This is a genomic window from Legionella nigrisilvae (assembly GCF_977063395.2).
This window is the reverse complement of record NZ_CDRUGZ020000027.1, coordinates 358,839-371,534: the sequence shown is the minus strand read 5'-3', so window position 1 is coordinate 371,534 and position 12,696 is coordinate 358,839. Positions and strand designations below refer to the sequence as shown.

The following is a 12,696-nucleotide window of genomic DNA, read 5'->3' as shown; positions in this document are numbered from 1 at the left end:
CTCATTGTAGAAGCTTATTCATAGAAGGAAGATTTATGAAACATTTGCGTAAAAAAGTTCAAAACTAAGTAAGTATACTGACGGTACATATAAAATTTTTTATGAAAAGTGATAATAAAAGCAGGGAAGAAATTATTGCTGAAGAGCTTAATTAAATTCATATAGGAGGATCAGCATACGCTCCCTGGCGGCTTAGGGGTCATGTTTTAAGGATGAGTTTAAGCTATTATCCGCTTGAGCTTCACAAGATACCTTTGTTTTAAATTCGTGTATTCGCTCGCGAGCCTTTAGTAATTGCTCCTCTGGTGGCTGTAATGCTATGGGCCCTGAAGCGCCACGTGCCTTTTCTTTAGATAGGTTTCTCGCGCAAAAAAATGGAAGCGCCTGGTCAGTAATACTATGGAGAGTTGATAATTCATTGTGCCCACTTGGAAGTGTGACTAATTTGACATTATATCCCTTATGCCGTAATTCTTCAGCGAGTCTTTCATTTGCTTGAAGCCGAGTTTCATCGGTTACATGATATATTCCTTGGTTTTTAGGAGTTTGACTTAATGTTTCTAATTGACCCACAGTCATAAAGATATTCAAGTCTTTATTATTTTTCTCTAAAGAAGGGTAAAGGGATTTTACAGCTGTATTAAACGCACCGGAAAGACAAATCACATTTCCTATATTTTCGGGGTGAGTTAATCCAGACTCTAGAGCAAAATGACCACCTAAGCTAAATCCAGCTAAAATAGTATCTTCTGGCTTTTGGCTTAAGTGAAGTGATGGGTCATGTCTGAGGGTTTCTATGGTTGGTGCAATGACGGCTTCATAAAACGCTTCACTATGTTCTAAAAACTCATATTGCCGGTGCTCAGCGTCATCGTTTGTTTCGTTTTCCACTAAATTAATAGGATGATAGTTAACCGAACCCTCTCTAACATTGCCCACAAAAGCAACTACTGTATTTCTTAATATAGGATTTATTATCTGCTGTTGGTCTAAATGAGGTTTCATTATCATGGCGTAGGTGCCGCCATCTGTAATAACCATTAATTTATAGGGCTCGTTTCGTTTAACGTTGAAGTCTGGTGGTGTGTAAATCCATAGTCTACGTTCACCAAAGCCTTGCTTTTTATCCTCAATATCTTGAGGATAAAGGTTGCCTTGCTCCTTAACAATATTACCTTTATACCAGTTAAGGTCTCTATTTGCATTTGGAAGTGCTAGTACTGACGAATTGCGTATATCAAGAAAGGTTTCACCATTACCTAAATTGCAAAGGGGTAAATGAAATGTATTCTTATTTAGCATGTCTTGAACATCCTGCTTATTTACCGTGAATCCATAAGGAACTATAACTTCTCCAGGCATGTTTTCAATAGTAAACAGATAAATATCTGTATCTGGGATCCTATCAAATAATCTTACCTTTCCATCCTTATCAAGTTTTTGCTCATTCAAATCATTACAATCGAGTTCTACTATTACCTCTTCTTTGGAACGATAGAGAAAGGTTACGGTATAATCTCCAGATTCATTTTTTTCAATAAGCGGTGAGCCTTTACCGTTTTCAATACGATGCCAAAATTCCTCAAGCACTTTTTCTCTTTCGCTCATATGGAGAGAAGCTATTTTTTTTTGCAGCTCTATAATTACCACACTTTTAGATAGATTGATGGAGGGAGTTATACCGTCAGATTCTTCTCGATTTCGCATAGTTACTGCCTAGACTTTTATTATTTGTAAACAAACATAATTATAGCAAAGGCGTAGGACACTGGACTTATTTACGAAATAGATAATTGAGTTCAATTTCTATGCCCCAGAAACCCTAGGTTAGGGTAGTGATCCCGTTTATGGCAAAATTTGCGCTTTCAGGCCATATGCAGTATTGGGTATAACGGTCTCTTTCCATCAACCTCTAAGCTATTAGAAATGTTAAACGCCATTTCTTGTAAACTCCTATAGCTCGAGTATGTTGCTCGTCTAGGTCTTTTGTTGCTCCTGATAAACTATTAGACAAGTCTCTGAAATGAGAGAGTTTTCAAATTTTATTTCAGAAACAACGTTATATTAGGATCCAGAATGCGGATAAAGTAAATCATTTATATTCGCGCTTATTCTTTACCAGGGTTTTTTAAAAGGGGATGGGTTAAAGATTACTTCTTCTTCATTTTCAGTCTCCTTGGGCTCTAGATCCTTATTATACTCAATTTCTTCTTGTTTACATGATTTCACTTTAATAGAGGGTTTGAGTTCCATCGAAAGTGGATTGGGAGCAAAATTCTGTTCTTTTGTATCTTTTTCCTTATCTAGTGCTTTTGGACTGTGTATCGGCACTAAATTATTTGCTAACCGCTGAATAAATGCATCGTATAAAGCTATTGTGGGCATAGTAATACGAAGAGAGAGTATGTTTCCTTTCTCATCTTCCATCAATTCTAGACAATCCTCCGAAAGATTATTTTCCACTTTAAACTCATTAAATTCCTTTAGAATCGCTTTCATGAATTTTTTTAATTCTTCTCTTTGCTCCTCAGTTAATTCATCAGGATCGCAAAGTAATTTAATAGTAAGAGTCATTGATTCACGATCACTATCAACCAACAAGTTCCCGTCAGCAATTAGTTTTTCAATTATTTCTGGATCAAAAGTAGACTCTAAATCAAGCTTTTCACTATCTCCTATTGAAGCAAACTCGCCAATCAATTCATCGGTGGTCTCAACTACTTTTCCAGATTTATCCTGCGATTTATCTTGCCCAGAACTTGCTTTTTCCTCTGAGGTTTGACCAGAGCCACCACCACCTCCACCGCCGCCTCCTCCATGTCCAAAACATTTGGGGTTCGGAGCGGTTTCTTTAAAACAAATTTTGCAACGTTGTTTTGCAGCTTCCGCAGCAGACTCTTTTTTTTTCTGCTTCTTTTATTTTTTCTTTTTCTTTGTTTAAAAGTTGTAACGTGATTGAAGCGGAAGAGGTTTGTTTTTCTCCTGAGGTAGTTGAAGGGACAGACGAATTTTTTTCTTTCTCTTTGTCGTTTTTCATGAAGATCACCAATTCAAATTTGTATATAATACAATAATTATACATAGATATAAAATTATATACAAAAATTGGTCACGCAGTATGTATTTATAGTCTTCTTAGAGATAAATTTAATAATTAGATGGTAATTGTTGATGATGCGAAACAATTGAGCATAAATTTCTAACTGTTTAAGAGAAAATATCGCAAAGGTAATGAGATGAAATTAATTAGCTCGATGAGAGTGATTGATTAATCTTATTCACAGGCAGTTAAGAATAACGAAGAAAAGATTAATGTCCTATAACTAATATGCCGAGCGGAACAGTAGCATGCTGGTTATCTGGTGGGGTTCAATATATTGAATAACATTCCCAATACCTTAATTCCTGTATAGCGTTTGATTACAGGATTATTGGTTACCTCTCTAAGTTATTGCCCAATCTCCAGGCTCTTTTTCACATTGTGCTTTGCATCAGCATTTATAGTTTCATAATTTACGCTATGTACCTTCCTCAGTTCGCCCCCTGTAACCTAACAAAGATTGGAGGAATTTCACACAAGTCTTTATTTACTGGCGTCCCGGAGAGGATTTGAACCTCCGACCTGCCCCTTAGGAGGGGGCTGCGCTATCCAGCTGTGCCACCGGGACTCTAACGCGTAAGTCTACCGTCATCATGAAAAAATAACAACGTTACATTGCCGCAAATGTGATTTTTCATTCTAGATTTAATCATTAATAATGAGTTAATTATGAGCATTTTGCAGGCTAAATGTGGTATACTCCATCGACTTTTTATTTGAGCATGCATGATGGACACTTCAGATTTAAAATATCCATTTCATTCAGCCTGGGATTTTTTGTGGCAGGTCATTAAGCCTTATCGTTGGTGGTATGTCTTAATGTTTCAGGCTCCGGTGCTCACCGCGTTTTATATTTTTGCTAATAACTACTCTTTTAAACTTCTTGTGGATGCGTTTTCAAGTGAGACTATTGCTTCCTATCATCAATTGTTAGTTCCTATTGTTCTATTTATCACAGCGCAAATTATATTGGATGTGGTTTGGCGAATTAGTGATTTTGCGGAATGGAAAGCGGAACCTTATGCTCGGCAGCGATTATTGTCGTCCGCTTACGATTATGTTCAACATCATTCTTATAATTATTTTCAAAATACGCCTAGTGGAACGGTAATTAGTAAACTTAAAGGTCTTTTGGATGGATATGATAGTGTTTTTGCTAATCTCCATCATATTGTCGGAAAACATTTTTGTGTGGTTGTTGTTTCTGTTTTTGTTTTATTGGTCGTCAATTTTAGTGTTTTTTGTTTTATGTTGACCTGGTGTGTGTTAGTTATGGTAATAATGCTACCTATGGCGCTTAAACTAAATCAGCTGTCTAATAATATGGCTGAAAGTAAACATCAGATTATAGGGTCTTTCTCTGATAACATTACTAATATTTTTTCTTTGTTTTATTTTTCGAAACGGCGAGCGGAACATCGACGGGTTAATGAGTTGATGTCGGCTGATTTTGTACCACGGCAAATTGAACTTTATCAGTATGATTTTAAATTTAATATAGTCGGCTCAGTACTGTATTGGTTCATGCTGATTGCTGTTTTTATCTTTATGATTTACCTACGTATTCATGGGGAGATTTCTACTGGCGATTTTTTATTTGTTATGCTCACGGCCATTACCATTTCTTTTGATTTATGGACGCTTATGAGTAGTCTTTGTACTTTTTTAAAAGAAATAGGAGATTTTAAATCCTCTTTTGGTATTTTGGCGATGCCTCATGATGAAGTAGATGCATCCCATGCAGAGGACTATCAGATAGATCAAGGTAAAATTGAGTTCAAACAACTCTCCTTTGCATATCGCGAGGGAGCTCCTTGGGTATTTAAAGATCTTAATTTATTCATCAAACCTGGAGAGAAAATTGGTTTGGTAGGGCATTCAGGTGCAGGAAAATCAACATTAATTTCTTTACTGCTGAAGAACTTCAGACCTACATCGGGGCAAATTTTGATTGATGATAAACCGATTTCGGAGATAACTTCCGATTCTTTGCGTCAACAAGTTGCGCTAATTCCTCAAGATATTATGCTCTTTCACCGCTCTATCGGTGAAAATATTGGTTATGCAAAAGAGAATGCAACGCAAGCCGAAATAAAAAAGGCCGCAGTTATGGCTAATATTGATGAGTTCATTGAATCATTACCTGAGAAATATGATACCTTAGTGGGTGAACGGGGAGTGAAGCTTTCAGGCGGCCAGCGTCAACGCATTGCAATTGCACGCGCATTTTTAAAAAATGCATCCATTGTTGTACTTGATGAGGCGACCTCAAGTTTAGATACCCTTTCAGAACAAGAAATCCAACAATCGATTAATGCTATGTTGGAACAAAACAATGCGACAGTGATCGCTATTGCTCATCGTCTCTCTACCATTCGTCATATGGATCGAATTGTGGTGATGGAGGGGGGCGTAATTATCGAAGATGGTACTTTTAACGAACTGATAAATAATAAAGAAAGCTACTTTAAAATGCTTTGGGATAGTCAAGTTAATGGGATGGTTTTATAAAATGAAAAAATGTTTGGTTTTTATTGCTTTTCTTGTAATTAATTCTATTGTTTTCGCAAACAATAACTGCTTTATAGCTAAAGAGGACGGTGTCACGCTAAAGCAAGAAGGCCAATGTGCTCAGCGCCATGCACCTTGTTCCACTTTTAAAATTGCTATCAGTTTAATGGGGTTTGATAAGGGGATATTAACCGATAAAACTCATCCTGAATGGCCATTCCAACAAGGATACAATGATTGGCTAGATGTCTGGAAACAACCGCATAATCCAACTACTTGGATACAACACAGTTGCGTTTGGTATAGTCAGCTTATTACTCAAAAATTAGGAATGGAACAATTTAAGCATTATGTTCAAGTACTAAATTATGGGAATCAGGATGTTTCTGGTGATAAAGGCATGAACAATGGCTTAGTTCGCGCGTGGCTTTCAAGTTCATTGCAAATTTCACCCCAGGAGCAAGTCGAGTTTTTATCTGGTTTAACTCAAGATAAGCTCCCGGTAAGCCACTTTTCGATGCAAATGACTCGTGATCTACTATTTATTGAGAATTTACCTGGAGGTTGGAAGCTGTACGGTAAAACAGGATCGGGCAATCCGTTTAAGAAAGATGGTTCACGAAATATGGACAAGCAGCTTGGATGGTTTGTTGGGTGGATAGAGCGTGATGCACATACTATCTTGTTTGCTCAATATATTGAAGGTGATGCTACACCTGATTATTCAACGGGAAAACGTGCGAAAGAAATTGCTAAGCAAAAATTAATTTCTTTGACTCAAGTAAAAAAAGTTTTGAGGTCCTAAATAAATTGTAGCCTGGTACCGAATAGTGAAAACGTAAATTTAAAACTATTGTTTTCGAGTTCTCCTATGGTGCATCCAGGCTGCCATAGAGTAAGCGAGGTTTTTTGTCGTTTACTCTGCTAACAATATATATCACTTCCACTTGGAATACCGGCATGGAAACGATATCCATGATAAGTATAATAATCACCTTCAGGGACTGACGTTCTTTCAACAGTAGTATAAGTGTGTGCTTTCTCATCTATAGTGATAATTACATTATCAGTTAAAGAGACCGTAGTGACCGTTAGCAATAAAGCGGTTAATAACTTCCTCATTGGGGTGTCTTTCTGACTCATTGATCCCTAAGATACATTCTTTTTGAAAAAATATACCTGAGCAATTGTAGGCCATATTGGGCAAAAATCAAATTTTCTAGTTTTAGAGTATCAAATAAAAAGATATCCAGATCAGCTACTTAAGTGGTTTAGTCTTCCCTCAGAAGAGGGAAGAATCCCTTAAAAATGTCCATGCGTATTACTGGCACCATGTCCATGCGTATGACTAGTATCATGTCCATGTGTGTGACTAGTATTATGTCCATGAACTGTTCCGTTAGTGGAATGGCCATGTGAGTTGCTGCTTGAATATACCGTGCTGGTACCGTAATCAGAATAGGAAAACCCATTATAAACAGAAGATGGAGAGTAAAAACCATAACTACTGTACCCTGGAGTAGTACTTACTGTAGTATAAGAATCATTATTACACCCACATAAAAGAGGTAATACAAGCATGAGTCCAATTGCAAAAAGGGCAATGGGTAGTACTGGGGTGAAAATTAAAGCTGACGCGAGTAATGTTTTTGATACTACGGCAGTTGCTGCTATTGCAGCGGAGTTTAGAGAGACTATAGCTATAATTCCTGCGGTGGCTATGGCTGCAGCAGTTATTGCTGCCATACATTTGAGTAAAAAACTATAATTTGTATCCTCTTCCTGTTGTGTAGTCTTCTTGGTCATTTGTCACCTCATGTGTTGTACCAAATAAATTTGGATGAAATCAATTTCATTAAGCAATGTCGAAAATTTTCGAACGCTTTAAGATTCTACTATAGGGAAGAGAAATGTCATCTTTATTTTTTTCTTATTAAAAAGAATAAGTTTTTATAAAGTTTTCTGAGTAAAAAATCAGTGAGTGAATTAATATATCTGGGTGGGGTTCAACCCAACCAGATATAGGGGATTTTTTTATTAAAAGTATCTCTATTCGTCATCCCAGCTTAAAGTACCGCCGGCTTGATATTCAATCACGCGAGTTTCAAAGAAGTTCTTTTCTTTTTTCAAGTCCATCATTTCACTCATCCAAGGGAATGGATTGGTAGCGCCGGGATATTGTTCGGGCAAGCCAATTTGGTTTAAACGACGGTTAGCAATAAAGTGCAAATATTCTTCAAACATTTCAGCGTTCATCCCTAGTATACCTTGGGGCATGGTGTCCTTGGCATATTGATATTCCAATGCAACACCTTCGTGAATTAGTTGAATCATTTCTTCTTTAAATTCAGGCGTCCACAAATGTGGGTTCTCAATTTTAATTTGGTTAATGACATCAATACCAAAATTCATATGCATGGACTCATCACGCAGAATGTATTGGAATTGTTCTGAAGTTCCAACCATTTTATTGCGACGACCCATGGAGAGAATTTGTGTAAATCCAACATAGAAAAAGATCCCTTCAAAGATGACATAGAAGGCAATTAAGTCGCGTAATAAACGCTGATCATTTGCTACAGTTCCTGTGTGGAATGTTTCGTCCCCCAAACTTTGAGTAAACGGTAGTGCCCAGGCCGCTTTAGTCGCTACGGATGGAATTTCACGATACATATTAAAGACTTCTGCTTCATCCAGGCCTAAGCTCTCAATGACGTATTGATACGCATGAGTATGTAGTGCCTCTTCAAAGGCCTGACGTAACAAGTACTGTCTGCACTCCGGATTCGTAATATGTCTGTAAACAGCGAGTACTAGATTATTGGCAACTAATGAATCTGCTGTTGAAAAAAATCCTAGGTTACGTTTAATAATTAAACGTTCCGCTTCGGTAAGCCCGTTAGGATCTTTCCAGAGCGCTACGTCAGCGCTCATATTAATTTCATTAGGCATCCAGTGGTTGGCACAAGCAGTTAAATACTTGTCCCATGCCCATTTATATTTAAAGGGAACGAGCTGATTTAGGTCTGCCCGGCAATTAATGATGCGTTTATCATCAACATGAATTCGCGCCGCCCCCATTTCGAGCGGTTCATATCCAGTGGCACCAGTATGAATTGTATCTTGTTGTTGTATTATGTTTTCTGACATTTAAATTCTCCTGGTTATTGGCACGCTTCACAGTCTGGATCGAGTATGGAACATACCTTAGGTTCCTCAGCTATTATTTTAACCGCATTGAGTGCACCATCAGTCACAGTAGATTTTTCCGCATTGGAGGCGCCTAAACTGCGTAAGTAATATGTGGTTTTTAGTCCACGTGTCCATGCATGCATGTAAAGTTGGTCCAATTTTTTACCTGATGGCTGAGCCATGTAGATATTCAATGATTGGGCTTGATCGATCCATTTTTGACGACGAGAAGCCGCATCAACTAACCAAAGGGGGTCAATTTCGAAAGAAGTCGCATAACGTTGTTTCAATTCAGCAGGAATACGGCTGATTGGTTGAACGCTACCATTAAAATATTTCAAATCATTGACCATCACCTCATCCCAAAGGTTCAAAGCTTTTAAATCTGCGACCAAATAGGGATTTATGACAGTGAACTCACCGGACAAATTAGATTTTACGTATAGATTTTGGTATGTGGGCTCAATGGATTGTGATACACCACAAATATTTGAAATAGTTGCTGTAGGTGCTATCGCCATCACATTGGAGTTACGCATTCCTTGAGTACGAACTTTGATGCGTAAGTTTTCCCAATCGAGACGTTGTGAACGATCTTGCTCTAAGTATTTATTGCGAGCTTGTTGCAATAGATTGATTGAGTCAATTGGCAATATACCTTTACTCCATAAAGAACCTTCGTAGCTAGAATAACTACCTCGCTCCTTTGCCAAATCACAAGATGCTTCGATTGCATAGTAGCTGATTAACTCCATAGATGAATCAGCAAAATCCACCGCTTCTTGAGAGGCATAATCAATTTTTAACTCGTATAATGCATCTTGGAAACCCATTAGCCCTAAACCAATAGGTCTGTGCTTCAAGTTGGAGTTACGTGCCTGAGGTACGGAATAATAATTAATATCGATCACGTTATCCAGCATACGAATTGCAGTTCTAACGGTACGTTTTAATTTCTCAGCATCCAATTTGCCTTTTTTGATGTGTGCGGGAAGATTAATACTACCCAGATTACAGACGGCAATTTCTTCTTCTGAAGTATTGAGTGTAATTTCAGTACACAGGTTAGAACTATGAACTACACCAGCATGTTGTTGTGGTGAGCGTAAATTGCAAGGATCTTTAAAGGTCATCCAAGGATGGCCAGTTTCAAACAGCATGGACAACATCTTACGCCACAGTTTAACTGCAGATAGTGTTTTTGCATTTTTGATGAGACCTTGGCGTGCTTTTTCTTCGTACTCGCAATAGAGTGTTTCGAATGCTTTACCGTACTGATCATGTAAATTCGGTACTTCATCAGGTGAGAATAAAGTCCAATCCCCGTTTTCACGTACACGTACCATGAACAAGTCTGGAATCCATAATGCAGTATTCATATCGTGTGTACGACGTCGATCATCCCCAGTATTTTTTCTTAATTCAAGAAACTCCTCTACGTCTTTATGCCAACATTCCAGATAAGCGCAAACAGCACCTTTGCGTTTACCCCCTTGGTTTACTGCAACTGCAGTGGCATCAGCAACATTTAAGAAGGGAACTACACCTTGTGATTTTCCATTGGTACCTTTGATATGTGAACCCATCGCACGTACTGGTGTCCAGTCATTACCCAAACCGCCAGCATATTTTGAAAGCAGGGCATTATCTTTAATTGCACTGTAAATCCCATCTAAATGATCTGGAACAGTAGTCAAATAGCAACTGGATAACTGAGGTCTAATAGTACCTGAATTGAACAGGGTAGGTGTTGATGACATATAATCAAATGAAGACAGTAATTGATAAAACTCAATAGCTTTTTCATTTTTATCTTGTTCACGTAAAGCCAGTCCCATAGCAACACGCATGAAGAATGCTTGAGGCAGCTCATAACGTATTCCTTGATCATGAATGAAATAACGATCATATAGGGTTTGCAAACTTAAATAACTAAACTGCATGTCCCGCTCAGGTAACAGCGCTTTGCCGAGTTTTTCCAAATCAAAGTCAGCCATTTTTACATCTAACATTCCTTGTTTGATGCCATGAGCGATATATACTTTGAAGTAATCAGGGTAGAGTTTGCTCATTTCATCAAAAGTTGCGTCTGCTTGAATATCTAATTTATTCAATGCTTCTATACGCAAACTGTCTAATAACAAGCGAGCGCTAACATAGGTATAGTTCGGCTCTTTTTCAACTAATGTACGTGCTGCCATGATCAGTGCTTTGTGCACGTCTGCAAATTTTGCATGATTGTAAAGATTGCGCATCGCATCTTTTAGAACAGGTTCTGCTTGAACATGCTCTAAATTACGGCATGCTTCATCAACAATCGTATTCATGCGATCGGTGTCTAATGGCTTTAATTCACCATCAGGCATAGTAATTAGTAATATTTTATTATCGCTAGCCTGTTGTTTTAATTCATTTTCACGGGCTTTACGGTGTTCTTCTCGATATAATACGTAAGCGCGAGCAACTTTATAGTGACCACTGCGCATGAGTGCTAATTCGACCTGGTCTTGAATGTCTTCAATATGAACAGCACCACCACTGGGTAAGCGGCGTTTGAACACTTGTGTTATTTGCCGGGTAAGTTCTTCAATCTGTTGGTGAATACGATCTGAGGTGGAAGCTGTACCGCCTTCATCAGCAATGAATGCCTTAGTAATTGCAACTTTAATTTTCGTATCATCATAATTTACTACTTTACCGTTGCGTTTAATAGTTTTTAATAAACCAGGGGCATTAGCGGTCAATTCCAGTTGACTGGTTTGCGGCACATCATTTACCGGATCAAGAATTGCGGACATTTTTCCTCCACGCATTTTTATTATTATTTTATTATTAACAGTCAGTTAAATTTATTAACGGTTAATTGGATTATAGCACAATATATTGGGTTTGATTTGAAGCTAAATAACAAGATAATGTGTTTTTGAGGAATGGTCAAGAGAATAATATGGGAGTATTTTGTGGATAAGTTGTGGGTTTATTCACACATAACTTGTTGCTTTGTGAATAAGGCAGGATATGTTTTTATGAAGTTCATTAACACGTCCCCCTTTTCACTTCATTCAGATTACTAATTAAAAGCATTTGCCTATCTTTTTTTCACGACAACCGCATCACTGACATTGGAAAATCCATGAACATTTAGCAGAAAGGAACCAATATGCGAATACAGTTGACTTGAGCTTCCTCCATCCAAATTGATTGCATCAATGCAGGATAAGGGTGGCGATCTGAGGAGGTGCGCAAGTTTATTGGTTGTCATTGCCGCATTGGTTGATACAAGAATAATTACTTTTCCATCAGCCGTAATTCCCAGAGCAGATCGGTCAGCAATACCGGGTTTTAAAGAGGGTATTTTCTGCTTAATTAATAGCCGAGGGCCGCTTTGAATAGCAAAATCAATGTCACTGTCATGGTTAAAACGTTTAAGGCTCGAAATATAGGCTTTATTATTTTTTATGTAAAAAACTCCCCACCAACTAATTCGTTTTAAAGGATTAATCACTTTTTTATTATTAATTCTTAGTCCGAGAGGATTAAACTCATGATCAAAAAAACCTCCATTAATACTTAATAGGGCTTTGCTGCGCTCAGCAAATTGATCGGCAGAGGCGTTTTTTAGAGATAATCTTTTTGCACTGATCAGCGCCAGTTTATTTCTATTGAGATCGATACGGAAAGTATAAATATGCGCCCAGGGGGAAAGTATTCCTCCGGCAAGATCTTGATATTCAATACCAGGACTTAATGTTCGCCAATAACCCTCAGCATAAGAATGGAGGGGGGCAAATATGAAGTAAAAAACAAATAATAAATGGAACAAATATGATTTGTTTGCAGGATAAACATTGGTTTGTGAAGACATGTTATTGTATCCTTATGTACATCATTCA

Annotated in this window: 10 protein-coding genes and 1 tRNA gene; 2 read left to right on the top strand and 9 right to left on the bottom strand. The window is 37.7% G+C overall.

The window, feature by feature from the left end; genetic code table 11:
• Window positions 1-192: 192 nt before the first annotated feature.
• The 4 genes from ACWTE2_RS18940 to ACWTE2_RS18925 all read right to left on the bottom strand — a co-directional run bounded on the left by ACWTE2_RS18940 (window position 193) and on the right by ACWTE2_RS18925 (window position 3,668).
• A complete protein-coding gene (locus ACWTE2_RS18940) occupies window positions 193-1,707 on the bottom strand; it encodes an alpha/beta hydrolase (protein ID WP_454783884.1) in 1,515 nt (504 codons plus the stop codon).
• 408 nt (window positions 1,708-2,115) lie between these two features.
• Window positions 2,116-2,700, bottom strand: coding sequence for a hypothetical protein (locus tag ACWTE2_RS18935; protein WP_454783883.1), 585 nt, complete (start codon window positions 2,698-2,700; stop codon window positions 2,116-2,118).
• A 151-nt stretch (window positions 2,701-2,851) separates the two neighbouring features.
• Window positions 2,852-3,037, bottom strand: a complete 186-nt coding sequence (locus ACWTE2_RS18930) for a hypothetical protein (RefSeq protein WP_454783882.1) — start codon at window positions 3,035-3,037, stop codon at window positions 2,852-2,854.
• Window positions 3,038-3,591: 554 nt separating this feature from the next.
• A tRNA-Arg gene (locus tag ACWTE2_RS18925) sits at window positions 3,592-3,668 on the bottom strand.
• A 158-nt stretch (window positions 3,669-3,826) separates the two neighbouring features.
• Here ACWTE2_RS18925 and ACWTE2_RS18920 point away from each other — a divergent pair.
• Both ACWTE2_RS18920 and blaOXA read left to right on the top strand, forming a co-directional pair.
• The gene (locus ACWTE2_RS18920; protein WP_454783881.1) at window positions 3,827-5,611 is read left to right on the top strand and encodes an ABC transporter ATP-binding protein; all 1,785 of its coding nucleotides are present in this window, start codon (window positions 3,827-3,829) and stop codon (window positions 5,609-5,611) included.
• A gap of 1 nt (window position 5,612) precedes the next feature.
• A complete protein-coding gene (gene blaOXA, locus ACWTE2_RS18915; RefSeq protein WP_454783880.1) occupies window positions 5,613-6,416 on the top strand; it encodes a class D beta-lactamase in 804 nt (267 codons plus the stop codon).
• Window positions 6,417-6,535: 119 nt separating this feature from the next.
• Here blaOXA and ACWTE2_RS18910 read toward each other — a convergent pair whose 3' ends face one another.
• The 5 genes from ACWTE2_RS18910 to ACWTE2_RS18890 form a co-directional block, all read right to left on the bottom strand.
• Window positions 6,536-6,733 carry a hypothetical protein gene (locus ACWTE2_RS18910; RefSeq protein ID WP_454783879.1) on the bottom strand — a complete coding sequence of 66 codons (198 nt, stop codon included), beginning with the start codon at window positions 6,731-6,733 and terminating at the stop codon, window positions 6,536-6,538.
• 180 nt (window positions 6,734-6,913) lie between these two features.
• On the bottom strand, window positions 6,914-7,417 hold the full coding sequence (locus ACWTE2_RS18905; protein ID WP_182390842.1) for a hypothetical protein: 504 nt from the start codon (window positions 7,415-7,417) through the stop codon (window positions 6,914-6,916).
• Window positions 7,418-7,660: 243 nt separating this feature from the next.
• Complete coding sequence (locus ACWTE2_RS18900; protein ID WP_182390841.1) at window positions 7,661-8,761, bottom strand: ribonucleotide-diphosphate reductase subunit beta; 1,101 nt, start codon at window positions 8,759-8,761, stop codon at window positions 7,661-7,663.
• A gap of 14 nt (window positions 8,762-8,775) precedes the next feature.
• Window positions 8,776-11,601, bottom strand: a complete 2,826-nt coding sequence (locus ACWTE2_RS18895) for a ribonucleoside-diphosphate reductase subunit alpha (protein WP_182390840.1) — start codon at window positions 11,599-11,601, stop codon at window positions 8,776-8,778.
• Window positions 11,602-11,891: 290 nt separating this feature from the next.
• Window positions 11,892-12,668, bottom strand: a complete 777-nt coding sequence (locus ACWTE2_RS18890) for a phosphodiester glycosidase family protein (RefSeq protein WP_454783878.1) — start codon at window positions 12,666-12,668, stop codon at window positions 11,892-11,894.
• Window positions 12,669-12,696: the final 28 nt, after the last annotated feature.